The following is a 17953-nucleotide window of genomic DNA, read 5'->3' on the forward strand; positions in this document are numbered from 1 at the left end:
GGCCGAGGAGGGTCGCGGCTCAGGGGGCCGGCGGAGCCGGTTGCGGTGCCGGGCGGGGCCCGAGGCCCGCGGCGCGGGCGGGAGGCCGGAGCGTCACGACTCGGGAGGGGTTTTCCACAGCGCTTGAGCGGTACCCCGTCCGGTCTGCCACCATGTCCGGGGAGGTGCGGATGGGCACGGACAACAGGGATCGCCCTCAGGCCACGCGCAGGAAGGAACGTGAACACAGGCGCAACCGATCGGCGGCACAGACCGGACCGGGATCCGGGACGCAGGCCGGACCGGGATCAGGACCCCAGGCGGGTCCGCACGCGGGACCGCAGACAGGACCGCCGCCGTCCGGACAGTACCTGCCGGGCGACGCCGAACGGGTCCTCGCGCTGGTCGGGCAGGCCGTCCAGGCCTTCCACCACGGACGCCTCGGCCCCGCCCAACGCGTCGTCGGCCTCCTCGCGGCGGGCACCACCGGATGGCGCACGACGGTCGACCGCGTCCTCTTCGCCGAGCTCCAACAGGCCGTGGCCCAGGTGTGGCCCCGCGGCTGGCAACCCGCCGAACTGGTCCGCGGCGCGCGCCGCGAGACCGGTGAGGTCGGATCCGCCCTCACCGCCGACCTGGTGCTGGTCCAGTACCGGAGCTACGCCGCCGCCCGGGTCGCCCCCGAATGGGCCGACCAGGTCCGCGCCCTGGGCGAACCCTGGTGGGACCGGGACGCCGACCACCCGCAGCTGTTCGCCGAACGCCACCGGCTGCGGCGCGTCGCAGCCGTGGACACCGCCCTGCGGGTCCTCACGTTCCTGTACGCCGTGCCCCCGCTCCAGATCTTCTGCCCCCTGCCGGGCCACGCCCGGACCGCTCCCACCGGGGCCACCACCAGGGCCGACCCCGCCAAACTCGCCCGCATCCGCGCCCTCCTGGCCAAGGCGGAGGCCACGGAGTTCCCCGAGGAGGCGGAGGCGCTCTCCGCACGCGCCCAGGAGATGATGGCCAGGCACAGCATCGACCACGCCGCTCTGGCCGCCCAGGCGGGGACCACGGGGGACACCCGCGGCCGCCGCTTACCGGTGGAGGCGCCCTACGAGCAGCACAAGGCCTCCCTGCTGTCCGTGGTCGCGGAGGCCAACCACTGCCGCTCGGTGTGGCACAAGGATCTGGGCATGTGCACCGTCATGGGCGCCGCCGGGGACGTCGACGCGGTCGAACTCCTCTTCACCTCGCTGCTGCTCCAGGCCACCAGGGCCATGCGCCAGGCCGGGGCCACCCGCGACGCCTACGGCCGCTCCACCACGCGCTCGTTCCGCACCTCGTTCCTCGCGGCCTTCATCACGCGCGTCGGTGAACGCCTGGCGGAGGCCGCCGTCGCCGGACGGGACCGGGCCGTCGACGAGTACGCCGAGTCGGGCACCGACCTGGTGCCGGTCCTGGCCCGCAGGGAGCGCGAGGTGGAGGAGGCGTTCGCGGAGGCCTTCCCCGAGCTGGTGGAGGTGCCCGTGGCCAGCTCCTCCAACGCCGACGGGTGGTCGGCGGGCCGCGCGGCGGCCGACGCCGCCGACTTCGGTGTCCGCAACCCGTTGGACGGGTGACCCTCCCCGGGCAGGCGGGCTCCGAGTCGTGTGCTCGGAACAGGGAGCCGTTCGCCCCCCCCCGGCAGCTGTGCCGGGGGCGGTCGGCTCCCGCACTCAAACGGATCAGGCTGTGCGCCGCCCGGGCACCGGGCGACGGTCAGGGGTCGTCCGGGGGCGCGGGCTCGACCGGTGCGGATACCGGTGCGAGGGCTCCCAGGTGAGGAGAAGCCGGAGGAGACCTGGAAGTGCCCTCCCTCCGTGTCTCGACGGGGCCCGGGCAACAGGCCTCCGTCACAGGCCCACACCGTCCAACTCGGCGAGGAACCGCCGCTTGCGCCGGTGCTCCCTGCGCAGACCGGCCACGAACTCGGCCGCGTCCTCGGCCGTGCCGATGCGCTCGTACAGCCCGTGGGCCTTGCGGGCCAGTTCTGCCGCTCGCGGGTAGAGCGCCGTATCCGCCCGCGCGACCAGCCGGGAGGCCTGCGACACGTACACGCCGAGGGAGTCGCGTGGATGGTCGTCCTCCCTCAGCGCGGCGATTTTCAACCACTGCCCGTCATCACAGCCGTGTTCCACGGCGGCTTCCCAGGCCTCGTCCCCGCTGCCCTCCGAGAGGAGCACCTCCACGAGGGAACACGGGAAGTGCCGGATGCTCCGTCGGGCCGCCGACCTCCGCAGCACGGCCAAGGCCTGGACCCGGACCTGGGGCCACTCCTCCGCGGCGCCGTCCTCGCGCAGGGAACGGTAGGTCTCCACGTCGAGGGAGCGCTCGAACGCCTCCCACCGCACCCGCCGCAGGTCCTCCCACCTCCCCGCGGCGCGGTAGGCGCCCACGACATGGTCCATGAGCCGCTCGTCGGGACGGCCCTCCCTCTCGGCCAGTCCCCGCTCGGCCCACTCCAGGGCCTCGCCCTCGCGCCCGGCGGAGCACAGGGCGTCGACGATCCCCGCGTAGTACACCCCGTCCTGGTCCTGGGAGCAGACGCGTACGAACAGGTCCACGTCACCGCTGACCCGGGCGAACTCGGTCATCAGGAAACGCGAACCCCGGTCGCCGGACGGACTGTCCGCCCTGATGTCGGCCAGCCTGTCCCCGTAGTGTTCCAATCCCGCTTCCCCCAGGGCCTCGACGTAGGACTCCAGCAGGAGCTCGGGGACGCCTGAGCCGTTCAGCTGCCGGTCCAGGAGCCACTCCGCCAGCCCCACCGGATCGGGACCGGCCTTCGCACACGCCTCGACGTGTGCCTCCAGGATGTGCTGGGCGGCATCGCCCACGTGGCCGGCCGAGTCGTCGGTGAGGGGCATGTACTCCCCGAGCCGCCCGATCGCGTACCGGGCGAGCTCCTCGGCTGCGTCGTGCAGGCCGTCCTCCACAAGCCGTTCGAGCTCATCGGCGACGTGGGACACCGTTTCCGCGTACTCCCGGGCCTCGCGGTACTCCACGAAACCGTCGATGCGAAGGGCACGGTCGACGAAGTCGCGCAGGACGGCCATGCGCACACCGCCACCGGAGGCGGTGGCGGCTGCGGAGATCGCGCGAGCCTCCAACCGCAGGCCGAGCGCCTCGTCGGTGTCCGCCGCTGCCAACAGCAGGTCGACCAGCTCGGCGTGCTGGAGCGACTCCAGGAACGCGCGGGTGTCCGGTGACGCCGCGGTGGTGGGGAGGGCCGCCCCGTGCTCCACGGTGGAGAGGTACACCAGGCCGAGCGCCACGCAGTGCTTGCAGAAGTTGCCGTCCTCCGCCCACGGGCAGTCGCACTCCCAGGACATGCCGGACCGGCGAGGTGTGAGTGCCACCTGGTAGGCGTGGGTCCCGGTGACCGTGCCGCGCACGGTCGTCCCGTCGGTGGACAGCCCCTCCACCGCAGGGACGTAGGAAACGCCGCGGTCGAAGGACCTGGGGCCGGCCAGTTCGAGGAGTCCCTCACGGGAGAAGGCACGCATCCGCCCATTGAACACCGGATGCCGACCTGGTCGACTGCGGTTGTGGTGACTCGTCCGGTCAGAGAGGGGCTCTTCGGGCCGGACAGGAGTGCCGTCCGGCCGTTCGGGGCGGGCCCGGGAACCGGGCCCGCCCCTGCCCTCACACGTCGCAGCTCTGGCAGCGGCGGGTGGCGACCCGCTTGGTGTTGCCGTGCGTGGCCTGGGCCGGAGCCCCCTGACTGATGCGCCGCCACAGCTGGGGGTCGGGTTCGGGGATCCACCCCCACAGCGGCGCCGTGACCTCGTTGTCGTTCTGGTGCAGGCAGCCCGGACGGTGGGCCACGCCCCGGGGTGAGACGAGGATGGCGCCAGTGGGGAAGACGGAGCCGGCTGACACGGAACCGGTGCCCCGTGTCCGTGTGGGCCCGCCGTCCGTGCCGAGGGAGCAGGCGCAGCCGCCGCCGATGGGGAGTTCACAGAAATCGCAGCGTTCCATGGTTCTCATCGTGCGCGACCCCTGTGACCATCCGGCTTCGAGGAAACCGCCTGTGCGCGGGCCTGTCGAGGTAGTGGCAGGTCACGGAGGCGGATGGCCGGAAGCGGTCACCTTCGCGGACACGGCCCCTGGGGGTTGGCCGACGTGCCCCGAGCCCGTCGGACCCCTCCTGCTGCCCGACCGGTGCTTCGTGAAGCGTCAGTCCACAGGAACGCTCTGGGAGAGCACACGGGTCCTCAGGAACGGGATGGTCCTGGCCATCACCGCGGACACCACGACGCAGTAGCCGCCCAGAGCGGCCAACTGGGCGGGGTAGGGGACCCCGGCGTCGATGAGCAGCCCCGCCGTACCGGGACCGGCCGCGGAGGCGAACACCATGATCGCCACGATCACCGACCGGATCGAACCCAGGTGCGTGATGCCGTAGATCTCCGGCCACACCGCGCCGAACAGGCTCAGGGACAGGCCGTTGGTGACGCCGTACAGCGCCATGAAGGCGAAGGCGCCCCACTGGCCGGGCACCGCGGCCAGCACGAACAGCCCGACCCCGAGCGGCAGCAGGTAGACGGGGACCAGCCGCATCGCGCTGAACCGGTCCACCAACTGCCCTCCCACCAGGTTGAACACGACCGTGGTCACCGCGTACACGGTGAACGCGGTGGCGAACGCCGCGGGCGCCCACCCGCGCGACTCCACCAGGTACACCTGGTGGAAGAACACCGTGTTGCCGACCAGGGCGGGGGCCGCCATCGCCGCCGCGACCAGGTAGAAGCAGGGGTCCCGCAGCGTCTGGCGGCGTGTCCAGTCCCGCGCCCGCAGGCCCGGGCCCTCCTCGGACACCGGGGCGGGTTCGCGCTCGGCGCGCATGAGCGCCGCGACCGGCCAGGCGAGGACGAGCAGGAGCACCACGGCCGCCCACCACGTCCCGCGCCAGCCGACCAGGGCGACGAGCGACACCACCGCCAGGGGGAGCAGCGCCTCACCGGTGTTCAGCCCCAGCGTCGCCACCGACGTGGCGCGTCCGCGTTCACGGCCGAACCACCGTCCCATGAGCGTGAACGAGGTGTGCGTCATCATCCCCTGCCCGAACAGGCGCAGGAGGAACAGCGCTCCGAAGAGCGCGACGACGTGCGCCGACAGGGCCATCGCCACCGCCCCCGCGGCCAGGAACACGAAGACGCCGAACACGACTCCCGCCGAGCCGGAGCGGTCGACCACCGAGCCGATCTGCGTCAGGGCCAGGGCGCTCGCCAGGGTCGCGAACATGAAGAGCGAACCGAACTCCCCATGGGAGAGGCCGTACTCCGCCCTGATGTCGCCGGCGAACAGCGAGACGAAGAAGGTCTGTCCGAAGGCGGACATGAGGAAGAGCGCGAAACCTCCGACGAGCCAGCGCCGGTTCGAGTGCAGGAAACGCAGGTAGCCGGGCATGCCCACTCTTCGCTTGTCGTGTCCGGGCGTGCCCTCGGGCCGACCGGCCTCGTCGCACGCCGGGCCGCAGGGGCACCCGGACGGGGGAGACGCGGTCGCGGCCGATATTAGCCCTCCGCCCTCGGCCTCCACGCGGCCCACCCCGCTGACGGCCCCACCGGACTCCGCTCGGCGAGGACTCCCGCCAGGAGCCGTCCGTACGCTGCCGTCCGGCTCCGACGGCGCAGCGCGACACGGGGGCGTCCCCCTATCCGCGCACCTCCTCCGCAGTGCTCCCGAGCACCGCGAGGATGTCGCTGTCCCCGCGGTCGGCGAGGTGCTCCCGGGCCTCCTGGAGGGAGGCGCCCGGTTCGAGACCGATCGCCGCGGTCAGGGCGGACACGGAGCCCGGGCCGCCGCCCGTTCCGGTGACCCCGGCCAGGTGCAGTGCCCGGGACAGCGGTGCGGTGTGCGGGCACTCGGCGGGGGACACCCGGCACACGACACGGCCCTCGGAGATCGTGATAAAGGCGTGGTCGCCCTCGGTGGCGTCCGCCTCGAGGAGGAGCGTCCGGACCGAGCTCATCAGCGGCTGGTTCTTCCAGGCCGCCACAGCGTCACGGTCCCCGATCCGCACCGGGGTCCGCGCTCCGGGATACATGCCCGCCCACGACGCGAAACCGATCGGCATGGGGAAACCCGAGCCGCGCAGGTGCTCGGCGTTGAGGTCCAGGCGCAGCCACCAGGTGCCGTCGGTGCGGAAGCAGCGGCGGGTCCTCTCCACGGTGCGCCGGGGCCGGTAGGAATCGGCTGCGGGCGCGGAACCGTCGGGGAGCCCGACCCAGCCGGCACGGGGGCGGGTGAACTCGCTGCCCGCGGCCAGGGCGCGCACGGACCCCTCCGTGACGTCGAACCGGCTGGAGATGAGCTCGGCGAGCTCCGTCACGTGCATCTGACCGCCGGCCCGCCCCAGTTCGCGGCGCATCGTCTCCTCGACCCCCAGGTACTCCTCGCCGCCCCACGCGCGCAGTCCGAACACGCGGCGGTCGCGCCGGATGAGGCGGTCGTCGTTGTGGATCCGGTCGCGGAAACCGGCCTCGTTGAAGCCGCCGCCGATGTGGGAGATGAGCTCGTCGACGTGCAGGGGCCGCTCCAGAGCGGAGAGGACCGCGAACGCCTTGTCCGGAAGACTGCGGCCCCAGCGGACGAGACGGTCGGCCACGACGCGGGTCTGCGGCAGGGTCTCCAGCCACGCCCGCGCGTGTTCGGTGAGGACGCCTGACGCGTGGGCGGTTTCCAGCACTTCGGTGAGCGGCAGGGCGGCCCTGGTCTCCAACAGGGCCGCCACATCCGTGGCGAGGGTGTCGGCGGACTCGGTCACGAGCCAGTCCTCCGCTGTGCGGTGGTGTGCGGGAAGCATGCCGAGGACGACGCGTCCCAGCGGGATGCCCAGCGACGGCACGGTGAGTGTGTGCTCGGGGCGCAGCGCCCAGAAGGCGTCGAGAGGAGCGGCCGTGCCCAGCCGGGCGGAGACGGAGTCCACATGGGCGCGCAGGGTGTCGCCGAACGGGGACTCCGACCAGGAGCGAAGGTCCTGCTCGACCTGTTTGTGGATCTGTCGGATCCGCTCCCGTGTGACTCCGAAGTCGGCGCCGATCGTGTCGAGGGTGTCGGGCGAGTCGGTGAAGATCCGCCGGGAGGCCACCGCGCGGTGCCGCTCGTCGCCCACCGCGAACCAGGAGTCGACCTCGGAGAGCAGGGAAACGGAGGTCAGTTCCGGGCGGACCGCCGGTTCCGGCTCCCGGAGGTGGTCGGCGGCAGGGCGGGGCTCCGGGACGGCACTGACGGGCGCGGGGGTGTCCGGTGTGCCGGCAGGTGGTTCGGCGTGGGCTGGGGAGACCGGGGAGGAGGGGTCGGGATCACCGGTGCTCGCCCCGGCTGCGGCCTTCCCCGCTCCGGCCTCGCGGACCGGCTCGGCCGGCCCGGTCGACTCGGCCGGTCGGGATGCCGGTGCAGCCGCCGGTTCCTCACGTCGGTCGTCCCGGCCCTGTTCCCGGGGCAGCCGTTCGAGGACGGACAGGAAGCCGTCGCGGAGCACCGCCCCGACCCGGCCCTCGTCGGTCTCCGCGGTCAGGCGCCACAGGGGGGTGCTGAGGAGTTGCTCGTGGTCCGGGTTCTCATCGCCTCCCGCTCCCGGTAGGCCGGACACGTACAGCGCCGGCATCACCTCGCCCGGGGTCTGCCCCTCCCAGCGCCGGAGCGCGAGCCGGGCCATCCCGGCCGCGAGGTGGTCCGCCCCGACCCTGCCCAGAACGAGGGGCAGGCGCAGTCGGCGCCACCAGCGTTCCTCGGGAAGGGACGGGTGGCCGAGCGACTCGGTGACGAGGTCGTCGCAGGTGCGGTCGAGAGCGGGTACGAGATCGGTGAGTCGGAAGTCGACAGGCCGGGACAAGGAGGGGCCTCTCACGTCGCGGGACGGCATCGGGCTCACGCTAGAGGCGGCCGCTGACAGTTCCCTTTCGAGCGCCGGCGTCCCGGCCCCGGCGTCCCGGCCACGACGTCCGGCTTCGGCCAGGCCGGGTCCGGACCAGGTGTTCGCTTTGGGGTCATACGAGGCCTTGTAATCGGGCGGCCGTAAACCCCTTGCGTGGAGCGGAGGCGATTGCTGAGGCCTCCCTTTTTTCCGGGGGATCATATTGGGACATGTCCTCCGAGAAGGATTATTCTACGCAAAAGGATTTAAGGCATGGTGTGGCGAATAGTGGTGCCTTTTTGTTGTCTTTGGTGCCCTTAAGTGACGGGTTTGAGCTGGTGTTGAAGGTGGGGATCTGAGTATCCTCGCGGTTTCCTCATGAATGTACGGGCGCGGGCGTCGGATTCCGAGTCTCCTTCGTATAAGCGAAAAAAAGCGATTTCGCTGCCGTGTCCTCAAGCTCTCTCCTATGGTGATCAGCGGTTTACGGGGCGCGGTTCTGGGTCCACCAGCGCTGGGCGGCTCGCGTAGGCGATCAGCCAACCCTCCTTCCCCTCGCCCGTCCCGCGGGTCCCCAGGGGGCACGCGGGACGGGTACAACGACCACCACGAGGAGACACAGCCCGGATGTCGATCGACTCAGCCCCCGAGGTACGGACCAGCGAGCAGCGGAGCCTGGCGACCGCGGCGGCGCGCAACCTCGCCACCACCACCAAGTCCGCGCCGCAGATGCAGGGCATCAGCTCCCGCTGGCTGCTGAAGACGCTCCCGTGGGTCCAGGCCGACGGCGGCGCCTACCGGGTCAACCGGCGCCTGACCTACACCATCGGCGACGGCCGGATCGACTTCGACCAGACCGGTTCCGAGGTCCGCGTCATCCCGGGCGAGCTCGGCGAGCTCTCCCTGCTGCGCGGCTACGAGGACACTGAGGTCCTGGAGGCCCTGGCCGGACGCTTCGTCCAGCGCGAGTTCGAGGCGGGGCAGGTCCTGGCGCAGGAGGGGACCCCCGCCGACACCCTCTACCTCCTGGCGCACGGCCGCGTGCACAAGACCAGCAACGGCCACTACGGCGAGGTCAACCGCCTCGGCATCCTGGCCGACGGCGACAAGTTCGGGGACCGCTACCTCCTCGCGACCGAACCGCTCTGGGACTACACCGTCAAGGCGGCGACCTCCGGAGTCCTGCTGGAGCTGCCCCGCCGGGACTTCATCGCCATCCTCGACGACTCGCCCAGCCTCCAGGCCCAGGTGCAGCAGTTCCTGTCCCTGCCCGAGCACCGGCAGAACAAGCACGGCGAGGCCGAGATCGCCCTGTCCTCCGGCCACGTCGGGGAGATGGAGCTGCCCGGCACCTTCGTGGACTACGAGCTCAAGCCCCGCGAGTACGAGCTGAGCGTCGCCCAGACGGTGCTCCGCGTGCACTCCCGGGTCGCGGACCTCTACAACAAGCCGATGAACCAGACCGAGCAGCAGCTGCGTCTGACCATCGAGGCGCTCCGCGAGCGCCAGGAGTTCGAACTGGTCAACAACCGCGACTTCGGCCTGCTCCACAACGCCGACTTCAAGCAGCGGATCCAGACCCACGAGGGACCGCCCACCCCGGACGACCTCGACGACCTGCTGAGCATGCGCCGCAACACCCAGTTCATGTTCGCCCACCCCCGCGCCATCGCCGCCTTCGGCAAGGAGTGCAACAAGCGCGGCCTCAACATCGGCACGGTCGACGTCAACGGGCACCACCTGCCCGCGTGGCGCGGCGTGCCGCTCCTCCCGTGCGGGAAGATCCCCGTCTCGGAGCACCAGACCTCGTCGATCATCGCCATCCGCACCGGCGAGGACAACGAGGGGGTCATCGGGCTGCACCAGACCGGGCTCCCCGACGAGGTCGAGCCCGGCCTCAACGCGCGGTTCATGGGCATCGACGACAAGGCGATCATCTCCTACCTGGTCAGCACCTACTTCTCCGCCGCGGTGCTCGTCCCCGACGCCATCGGCATCCTGGAGAACGCCGAGGTCCGGCCCCGTGCCTGAGCGCCCGACACTGTCAGGGAAGGAGGACTGAGACGGTGTCACTGCTGACCCGGATGTCCGCCTCCACCGCCACCCACAAGGCGGCGGACCTGGTGGACGCCCTGCTCCGCGACTCCAACCGACCCGGAAGACCGGACCTGCTGGCGCCCCCGGCTGTACCGGCACCGCAGGGGGGCACGCCGGAGGGCCCCTCCGCTCCGCGCCTCCCCGGCGGGCCCACGGGGCTCGGCGTCTCGGCGGCCACGATCCGGCTCCCGGCCCCGCCCGCCCGGCAGCGCGCCGCGGTCCCCCTCGGGGCCCCGGCCCCGAGCCCTGCCGGGGTCGGAGCACGGTCCGTCCCGCGGATCCCCGCGACGCCGCCCGGCGCGGGGAACATCGGCTCCCACGGGGGAGGGAGGTCTCCGGGCACCATCCGCCCGGCGGAGTCCCGACGCCCACCGGCGGACAGCGCGTCCGCCGTGCCCGTGCTGTACTGCCCGCCGGCCCTCCGCGACGACCCGGCCCTGGGCGACGAGGTCGACGACCGGCTCGTCGAGTGGGCGGAGGAGGTGGGGGTCTACCCCGGCCAGCTCGACCGTGTCAGGTCGGCCGGCTTCGGACGCCTCATCATGCTCGCCCACCCCGAGACGGACGATCCCGAACGGCTGCTGGCGGCGGCCAAGTGCGCCCTGGCTGAGTGGTCCGTGGACGACCACTACGTCGACGGCGAGGTCGAGGAGGCGCAGCCGGAACTGCTCGGCCAGCGTCTGGCCATCGCCCACTCGGTGATCGACCAGGCCCACCTCCCGCTGAGCTACGCGCCCCAGCTGGAGGAGGTCGTCCAGGGCGATCCGGTGATGGTCGCCCTGCGCTCCAGCCTGAAGAACCTCGCCCGCTACGGCTCGTCGGCCCAGGTGCGCAGGCTCCGCCACGAGCTGGCCATCATGTTCGTGGCCTACAACCAGGAGGGCGTCTGGGCGGCGACGGGGCAGCGGCCGCCGGTCTGGGAGTTCCTCATGCACCGGCACGAGAACAGCTTCGTGCCCTGCATGGCGCTCATCGACACGGTCGCCGGCTACGAGCTCCCCGCGGAGGAGTTCTCCGACCCCAGGGTGCGTCGCCTGTTCACCATGGCCGGCTCGGCGAGCGTGATCGTGAACGACCTGTACTCGATGGGCAAGGAGGACCCCTCCGACTTCAGCGTCCCACGGTTGATCGCCACCGAGGACGGGTGCTCCGAGCGCGAGGCGATCGAGCGCACCGTCGTGCTCCACGACGAGCTGATGCACACCTACGAGGCGGAGGCCTCCGCCCTGGCCCTCACCGGCTCGCCCGAGCTGCGCCGGTTCCTGGCCGGCGTGTGGGCCTGGTGCGGCGGGAGCCGCGAATGGCACGCCCGCACCGCCCGCTACCACGGGACGGGCGCCACCTGAGGGGGACACGACCCCCTGAACGTCACCACCGCGGCCCGGGCCCTGCCCGGGCCGCGCGGAAACCACCACAAGGAGTACACCCGATGACCACGACCATGCCCTCCTCGGACAACGTGCTGCGCACGGCCTACCAGAAGTCCGTGGCCGAGTACTGGAACGCGGAGAAGGACCCCGTCAACATCCGCCTCGGCGAGGTGGACGGCTTCTTCCACCACCACTACGGGCTGGGAGACTACGACCCGTCCGTCCTGGCGGGCCCGGAGGAGACCCGCGACGAGCGCATCATCGAGGAGCTGCACCGCCTCGAGACGGCCCAGGCGAACGTGCTCATCGACCACCTCGGCAACATCAGGCCCGAGGACCGCATCCAGGACACCGGTTCCGGCCGTGGCGGCACCAGCTTCATGGCCAACCAGCGCTTCGGCTGCTATGTGGACGGTGTGTCCATCTCGCAGCAGCAGGTCGACTTCGCCAACGAGCAGGCGCGCGACCGGGGCGTGGACGACAAGGTGCGCTTCCACTTCCGCAACATGCTGGACACCGGCTTCGAGACGGGGTCCCTGCGTGCCAGCTGGAACAACGAGTCCACCATGTACGTCGACCTGTTCGAGCTGTTCAGCGAGCACTCCCGCCTGCTGCAGCACGGCGGGCGCTACGTCACCATCACCGGCTGCTCCAACGACGTGACCGGCGGCCGCTCCAAGGCGGTCAGCCGCATCGACGAGCAGTACACGTGCAACATCCACCCCCGCAGCGAGTACTTCAAGGCGATGGCGGCCAACAACCTCGTCCCCATCAACGTCATCGACCTCACCGCGGACACGATCCCGTACTGGGAGCTGCGCGCGCAGTCCTCGGTCGCCACCGGCGTCGAGGACCCGTTCCTCACCGCGTACAAGGAGGGCAGCTTCCACTACCTCCTCATCGCCGCCGACAAGGTCTGACCTCCAGGCTGTGCACGCGGGCGCTCCCGGCGGTGACGGTGGGCGCCCGCGCCTCGTTCCCGACCCCGTATCCCCGAGCGCCGTAGGACACAGGCTGTGAGGCCGCGTCTCGGGGGACCGCAACCGCGGACGGGGTGACGGGGCGACTGACCCGCAGCACGGGTGCCGTCCGCCCCTCCCCGTCCGCCGAACCGAAGGACGTTCATGACCACGAGCCCCGCCACCGCACACACCGGAACCGCCGCCACCGCCCCGCCCGCGGACACCGCGGACGGCCGGATCATGCTCGAACTGGTCGACGAGGCGGGAACCACCATCGGCACGGCCGAGAAGCTCTCCGCGCACCTCGCCCCCGGGCGGCTGCACCGGGCCTTCTCGGTCTTCCTCCTCGACGGCCGGGGCCGCCTCCTGCTCCAGCGCCGCGCCCTGGGCAAGTACCACTCGCCCGGCGTCTGGTCGAACACCTGCTGCGGCCACCCGTACCCCGGGGAACCGCCGTTCGCGGCCGCCGCCCGCCGCGTCGGCGAGGAGCTGGGCGTGGCGCCCGCGCTGATGCGCGAGGCCGGCACCGTGCGCTACCACCACCCGGACCCGGACTCCGGGTTGGTCGAGCAGGAGTACAACCACCTGTTCGTGGGCCTGGTGGACGACGGGCTGAGCCCCGACCCGGACGAGATCGCCGAGACGGCCTTCGTCGAACCGGAGGAGCTGGCGAAGCTGGTGCGCGCGGACCCGTTCTCGGTGTGGTTCGCGACGGTGCTTGACGCGGCCCGGCCGGGGCTCCGCGAACTGGCGCCCGCCGCCGGCTGGTAGTCGGCCCTGGACGCGCTTCGGGGTCCGTCGGCGGACCGGATCATCCTGCCGACGGCCCCCGGAACCTCCCGGTGACCGTGCTCAGCCCGCCTTCGAGGTCAGCCCGGTCAGGAACTCCTGCGTCTCGGAGTCCGTCGAGTACAGGACCGTGCCCCGCATCCCACGTGTGAGCAGCACCTTGTAGGTGTTGCGGATGAGCGCCTCGGCCTCGGTGTCGGTCGTCTTCGTCCCCGTAGAGCCGGGTCCCCAGCGTTCGGTTATGCCTTTGAACGGATTCAGGGGTCGGTGCCAGGGCGCACCGTGGCGGTGATCGTCTCGCGCAGACGCTCCGCACCGGGATCGGTGAAGCCCGCGAGGGCGTCCAGGGCTTCGCGCCAGTGCACCTGGGCCTTCCCAGGGTCACCGTTCCGAGTCGCCACGACGGCCAGACGGTTCAGGCTGACCGCCAGGTTCCACCGGGCCCCGTTCCTTCGATAGCCGTTGGCTGCCTGGCGGTAGAACTGTGCCGCCTCTTCGAGGCGGTCGAGGGATGCATAGACCTCGCCCACGCCCTCGAAGGATTCGGACTCGCGGACGTGGTCGCCGATCGAACGGTGCAGGCCCGCAGCCTCGTGGAAGCTGGCCAGGGCCTCCTCCGGTCGCTGAAGCAGCGTGTGGATCCGACCGAGCTCCAGGAGGGCGAATCCTTCGCGATCGGTGTGCTCGAGATCCTGCGCGATCTCCAGTGCCAGCCGTGTCAGTTCCAGGGACCGGTCGGCCTGGTCCAGCTCCCGCAGGGCCGCGCTCAGGGAGGTCAAACAGGCGAACTCGCTCATCCGGTTGCCGGTCTCCCGGTGGATCTCCAGAGCCTGTTCGGCCAGGGCCACCGCGTCTTCACGCAGTCCCAGGTCCAGGAGGCAGCGGACCAGGTTCCCCAGAGCGATTCCTTCCCACAGCCGGTCACCGAGGTCCCGGGCGGCCGCGCCGGCACGTTCGAGATGGTCACGTGCCTCGTCGAGTCGGTGGCCGCGCAGATGGGCCAGGCCGAGGGCGTTCAGGGACATGACCATCCCCGGTTCGTCACCCAGCTCCCGTCGCAGTTCGAGGGCACGCGTGTGGCGCTCGATCCCCTCGACGGGCCGGTTGGACTGCAGGTGGGCTATGCCCAGGTGCTCCCACAGGTCGGACTCTGCCCTGGGACGGTTCTCGTGTCGCACAGCCACCAGCCCGCGATCGAGGGCGCCGATCCACGCCTGGCCGTGCACGGGGAAGTGCCCCAGGACGTAGGGGAGACGCCAGGTGAGGTGGTCGAACCCTTGCACAGCAGCTGTCTCCGCCGCGGCCATCAGGTTCGCCGACTCCAGTTCGAACCATCGGAGCGCGCCGGAGTTGTCGGCCGGCACGGTGTCGAACCGGGCGGCCGACTCCTGTCCCGCGCCGGTGGGTATCTCGTCGGGCTCCGGGCGTCGCAGGTTGGTGTCGACGACCTGGACCGCCGCGTAGGCGGTGCGCAGATACCAGGTCAGGAGCCGCTCCAGCGCCGCACGCCGCAGGTAGGGCTCCTCCTCGTCGCGCACCTGGTCCATCGCGTAGGAGCGGATCAGGTCGTGGAACCGGTAGCGGTCCGCGCCGGTCTGTTCCAGCAGGTGGGCGCCGACGAGGCTGTCCAGGGAGCGCCGGGCGCGACGGACGGGCAGATCCGCGAGGGCGGCCGCAGCCCCGACGTCGAAATCCCGTCCGGGGTGAAGGCCCAGGAGCCGGAACAGCCGCGCGGCGTCCTGGGGAAGGACCCGGTAGGACCAGGCGAAGACGGAGCGAACGGTGTCGGCCTCCTCCTCGTCGTCGGTGGCCAGGGCGTCCCACAGCGCGGACTCGTCACGCAGATCCTGGATGAGGTCGGCGAGCGGCATGTGCGGACGGCTGGCCGCGCGTTCTGCGGCGATGCGCAGGGCCAACGGGAGCTGCCCGCACAGGCGGGCGAGTTCGGCGACTTCCTGGGGGTCGTCCTGGGGCCGGTGGTGGACGGTCACGTACTCCAGGAGTTCCACCGCCTCGGCGGGGTCGAGGGTACGCACGGTGAGGCGCTGTGCCCCGTCCCTGGCGACCAGGCCGGACAGCCGGTCCCTGCTGGTGATGACGACCGCGCACTCGGAGGACCCCGGTAGCAGCGGACGGACCTGGGCGGCGGTCGAGGCGTTGTCCAGCAGGATCAGAACGCGCTTACGCGCCAGGAAGGACCGGTAGAGGGCGGCTCGGCTGTCGGTGTCGGGGGGAATCGATCCGGCGGAGACACCGAACGCCCGCAGGAAACGCTCCAGCACCTGCTCCGGGGCCGCAGGCAGGCCGGGGCCGTAGCCTTGGAGGTCGACATAGAGCTGACCGTCGGGAAAGTGGTCGTGGACCCGGTGAGCCCAGCGCAGAGCGAGCGCGGTCTTGCCCACCCCTGCTGTGCCGACGACGACGTGGATCGTGGCTTCTGAGGGCCCGTCCGCGCCCTGCCCGGTGCCCGGCAGGCGGCTGCTGAGCACCTCGAGTTCCCCGGTACGGTTCACGAACCCGCGTACGTCCCCGGGCAACTGTCTGGGCACGGGGGCACTGAAGCGCTCCGAACGGTCCGCGTGGAAGTGCACCCCGCCGCGGACGTCCCGCGCCTGCACCGCCCGGCCGGAGACATCGGACATGCGTGACCGCGTGTTCGCCGGCGGCTTCTCCTCGGGTTCCTCACCGTGCTGGGGTGTGCGGCTATCGGGCACGGGTGGATTCCGTGTCGGACACCTCGCGGACGAAGTAGTCCTCCAGGACTTCGGCCCGCCTGTGCAGCGCCGCGATCTCGGACCGGCATCCCTCGATGACGGCGGGGTCGGTGAACCGGATCGCGCCTTCGGCCACGCCCTCCGCGTCGTAGAGGACGCTGTAGGCCACCGTGTCTCCGAGGACGACGATCTCCGGAACGGGACGCTCCCGCTCGAAGGCCGCGAGCGGGTCAGGCGAGATGACCCGGATGTCCTCGCCGCACTGGGCACGGACCCGAAGTGAGTGCAGTTCCCACAGCAGGTAGGTTGGGAAGGGTTTCTCCACGACCCGGACCCGCCGAACCGCGCACCCTGCCTGGGTGAGCCGTTCGAACTGCTCGCGCAGGGCGGGACGCCTGGCCTCCAGCAGACGCAAGGACTCCCCGCGCAGGTCTTGGAGGAACGCCATCCAGCTGTCACTCTCCGGCTGATGGAACGCCTGCTGTCGTTCGAGCTTCCAGGCATCGGCATTGCGGAGCGAGGAGAAGCGTTCGTCGAAGTCCTCGTCGTAGTCCGAGAGGTCCAAGTGATCGCCGGGAAGGGAATGTATGGTGTCAAGCATCAGGAATATCCGATTTCGCAGAGATCAGGGTCGACCGCGGGATGATGACCAGCCGCTCGTTCTGCGCGATGGTCACACCCCTGGGAAGTCGTCGGGCGTAGGAATCGGTCAGATCACGACCGATGACCGCGATGTCGCCGTTGTCGAGTTCCCAGATATCCGGACACTTGCCCACGTTGTCCGAATTGCCAAGCTCGGCGGGTGAAGCTCCGAGCCTTCGTGTCATCTCCGCCGTCGCGTCCGCCTCCCAGTGGTGGCGTACCATCGCTTCCCTTCCGCGTTCTCTGATCCAGGGTGAGTGCGTTTTCCGAGAAAAGTAACATGAAACGTTCATTGCTCGGAGGCAGATTTGAGTACCGGAGGGTCACGGCCTGGTTCCCTGTGTCGACAGGGCTTGCGGGCGGCGTTGGACGGAGTCGGGCGGCCGGTCGACCAAGGCGAAGGGCAGTTCACGGGGCTCGTGGGACACGGTGTGTGGGCTGCAGGAGGGTCGTTTCTCATGGGAGCCCTGGCCGTATCCAGGTGAAAAAAGTGGCTGGATCATGCGCTGATGTCGACGCGGTTCCTGAGTATGAAAAGTCGCATTCAATCGTTCTTGTCGACCCTGTGTGTCCAGGACGGTGCTCTGGAGCTGTCGCTTCGGAATGGGTGGGAGCCAAGTGCTTCGGTTTGATCAGGCATGATGCATGATCAACGCAGTGAGGGGCAAAATAGATGTTGCTGGCACAAGGGGCGAAAGGCTCTTTCTTGTGGCCGTTTTCGGTCATCTGAATGAGCGGACTTCTCTTCACCTCCGCCACTAGAGTCGCTGCGCCATCACACCCCCCCACCATGCGAGGAGTACGGTGCCTGCCGAGCGAATCTGGCTGGATGTCCCCTACACGGAGAAGGACCTGGCCAAGGCGGAGGGTGCGAGGTGGGACCCCCAGGCGCGTCGCTGGTTCGCGCCCCGGCCCGGACTCGCAGGGCTGGAGCGCTGGGTGGCCCGTCCTGACATCCCCGACCTGTTGCCAGGCGAGGACCGTTCGCTGGGTTCGGGGTTGTTCGTCGACCTGGTCCCCACCACCTGCTGGTTCACCAATGTGCGTTCGTGTGTGTCACCGCAGGACTGGGAACGGTTGCGCCGCACGGTCGCGAACCGGGCCGGTCAGGTGTGCGAGGTGTGCGGAGCGAGCGCGGATCGGGAAGAGAGGCGCTGGCTGGAGGTACATGAGAGGTGGACCTTCGACGAGCGGACCAGGACACAGACCCTGCGGCGGCTGATCTGCGTCTGTACCCCCTGCCACACTGTCACCCACTTCGGTCTGGCCCAGGTGCGAGGGATGGCCGACCAGGCGATGTCTCACCTGATCGCGGTCACCGGTGCTTCTCCCGCAGCCGCCCGGCGACATGTCAGCGAGGCGTTCGCGCTGTGGGAACGCCGTTCGAGCGTGGTGTGGGAGTTGGACCTGCGCATGTTGACGGGGGTCGGGGTCACCGTCCAGCCTCCGCCCGAAGCATGGCAGCGAGCCGAGGACGCACGGAGAGAGCTGTCGCGGCAGCGGGCACCGTGG

At 70.7% G+C, this 17953-nt stretch carries 13 protein-coding genes and 1 pseudogene; 6 read left to right on the forward strand and 8 right to left on the reverse strand.

Annotated features, from left to right (window positions below; translation table 11 throughout):
• Positions 1-170: 170 nt before the first annotated feature.
• The gene (locus Q8791_RS16355; protein WP_330092579.1) at positions 171-1583 is read left to right on the forward strand and encodes a DUF2786 domain-containing protein; all 1413 of its coding nucleotides are present in this window, start codon (positions 171-173) and stop codon (positions 1581-1583) included.
• A gap of 273 nt (positions 1584-1856) precedes the next feature.
• Here Q8791_RS16355 and Q8791_RS16360 read toward each other — a convergent pair whose 3' ends face one another.
• From Q8791_RS16360 to Q8791_RS16375, 4 genes are all read right to left on the reverse strand, one after another.
• Entirely contained in the window at positions 1857-3509 is a 1653-nt protein-coding gene (locus Q8791_RS16360; protein ID WP_330092580.1) for a DUF6880 family protein, read from the reverse strand.
• A gap of 139 nt (positions 3510-3648) precedes the next feature.
• A complete protein-coding gene (locus Q8791_RS16365; protein WP_330092581.1) occupies positions 3649-3984 on the reverse strand; it encodes a hypothetical protein in 336 nt (111 codons plus the stop codon).
• Positions 3985-4182: 198 nt separating this feature from the next.
• On the reverse strand, positions 4183-5415 hold the full coding sequence (locus Q8791_RS16370) for an MFS transporter (protein ID WP_330092582.1): 1233 nt from the start codon (positions 5413-5415) through the stop codon (positions 4183-4185).
• A gap of 247 nt (positions 5416-5662) precedes the next feature.
• Positions 5663-7876 carry a sigma factor-like helix-turn-helix DNA-binding protein gene (locus Q8791_RS16375; RefSeq protein WP_330092583.1) on the reverse strand — a complete coding sequence of 738 codons (2214 nt, stop codon included), beginning with the start codon at positions 7874-7876 and terminating at the stop codon, positions 5663-5665.
• Between the two features lie 618 nt (positions 7877-8494).
• On the opposite strand from Q8791_RS16375, the gene Q8791_RS16380 reads away from it, so the two are divergent.
• From Q8791_RS16380 to idi, 4 genes are all read left to right on the forward strand, one after another.
• Positions 8495-9898: a family 2B encapsulin nanocompartment shell protein gene (locus Q8791_RS16380; protein WP_330092584.1), complete on the forward strand. Its 1404-nt coding sequence runs from the start codon at positions 8495-8497 to the stop codon at positions 9896-9898.
• Between the two features lie 35 nt (positions 9899-9933).
• Complete coding sequence (locus Q8791_RS16385; protein ID WP_330092585.1) at positions 9934-11310, forward strand: family 2 encapsulin nanocompartment cargo protein terpene cyclase; 1377 nt, start codon at positions 9934-9936, stop codon at positions 11308-11310.
• Between the two features lie 83 nt (positions 11311-11393).
• Positions 11394-12254, forward strand: a complete 861-nt coding sequence (locus Q8791_RS16390; RefSeq protein WP_330092586.1) for a geranyl diphosphate 2-C-methyltransferase — start codon at positions 11394-11396, stop codon at positions 12252-12254.
• A gap of 204 nt (positions 12255-12458) precedes the next feature.
• Positions 12459-13067, forward strand: a complete 609-nt coding sequence (gene idi, locus Q8791_RS16395; protein ID WP_407942008.1) for an isopentenyl-diphosphate Delta-isomerase — start codon at positions 12459-12461, stop codon at positions 13065-13067.
• Positions 13068-13148: 81 nt separating this feature from the next.
• On the opposite strand, the gene Q8791_RS16400 is transcribed toward idi, so the two are convergent.
• The 4 genes from Q8791_RS16400 to Q8791_RS16415 form a co-directional block, all read right to left on the reverse strand.
• Positions 13149-13445 (reverse strand): DNA/RNA helicase domain-containing protein, encoded by a 297-nt coding sequence (locus tag Q8791_RS16400; protein WP_330092646.1) that lies wholly within the window; start codon positions 13443-13445, stop codon positions 13149-13151.
• Positions 13343-15634 carry an ATP-binding protein gene (locus Q8791_RS16405; RefSeq protein ID WP_407942009.1) on the reverse strand — a complete coding sequence of 764 codons (2292 nt, stop codon included), beginning with the start codon at positions 15632-15634 and terminating at the stop codon, positions 13343-13345. Before Q8791_RS16405 ends, Q8791_RS16400 begins: the two co-directional genes overlap by 103 nt.
• Positions 15635-15788: 154 nt before the next feature.
• Positions 15789-16400: a DUF6879 family protein gene (locus Q8791_RS16410; protein ID WP_330092588.1), complete on the reverse strand. Its 612-nt coding sequence runs from the start codon at positions 16398-16400 to the stop codon at positions 15789-15791.
• A complete protein-coding gene (locus tag Q8791_RS16415; RefSeq protein WP_330092589.1) occupies positions 16393-16665 on the reverse strand; it encodes a hypothetical protein in 273 nt (90 codons plus the stop codon). Before Q8791_RS16415 ends, Q8791_RS16410 begins: the two co-directional genes overlap by 8 nt.
• 580 nt (positions 16666-17245) lie before the next feature.
• Here Q8791_RS16415 and Q8791_RS16420 point away from each other — a divergent pair.
• Positions 17246-17953: pseudogene (locus Q8791_RS16420) on the forward strand (DUF5710 domain-containing protein); the annotation flags it as partial.

This window comes from Nocardiopsis codii (assembly GCF_036327455.1).
Classification (GTDB): Bacteria; Actinomycetota; Actinomycetes; order Streptosporangiales; family Streptosporangiaceae; genus Nocardiopsis; species Nocardiopsis codii.

What these genes read in the sequence shown, in the direction of transcription:
- Q8791_RS16370 (WP_330092582.1), bottom strand. Translation starts at nt 5,415, where the DNA reads ATGCCCGGCTACCTGCGTTTCCTGCACTCGAACCGGCGCTGGCTCGTC.
- Q8791_RS16365 (WP_330092581.1), bottom strand. Translation starts at nt 3,984, where the DNA reads ATGGAACGCTGCGATTTCTGTGAACTCCCCATCGGCGGCGGCTGCGCC.
- Q8791_RS16375 (WP_330092583.1), bottom strand. Translation starts at nt 7,876, where the DNA reads ATGCCGTCCCGCGACGTGAGAGGCCCCTCCTTGTCCCGGCCTGTCGAC.
- Q8791_RS16360 (WP_330092580.1), bottom strand. Translation starts at nt 3,509, where the DNA reads ATGCGTGCCTTCTCCCGTGAGGGACTCCTCGAACTGGCCGGCCCCAGG.
- idi (WP_407942008.1), top strand. Translation starts at nt 12,459, where the DNA reads ATGACCACGAGCCCCGCCACCGCACACACCGGAACCGCCGCCACCGCC.
- Q8791_RS16415 (WP_330092589.1), bottom strand. Translation starts at nt 16,665, where the DNA reads ATGGTACGCCACCACTGGGAGGCGGACGCGACGGCGGAGATGACACGA.
- Q8791_RS16410 (WP_330092588.1), bottom strand. Translation starts at nt 16,400, where the DNA reads ATGCTTGACACCATACATTCCCTTCCCGGCGATCACTTGGACCTCTCG.
- Q8791_RS16380 (WP_330092584.1), top strand. Translation starts at nt 8,495, where the DNA reads ATGTCGATCGACTCAGCCCCCGAGGTACGGACCAGCGAGCAGCGGAGC.
- Q8791_RS16355 (WP_330092579.1), top strand. Translation starts at nt 171, where the DNA reads ATGGGCACGGACAACAGGGATCGCCCTCAGGCCACGCGCAGGAAGGAA.
- Q8791_RS16390 (WP_330092586.1), top strand. Translation starts at nt 11,394, where the DNA reads ATGACCACGACCATGCCCTCCTCGGACAACGTGCTGCGCACGGCCTAC.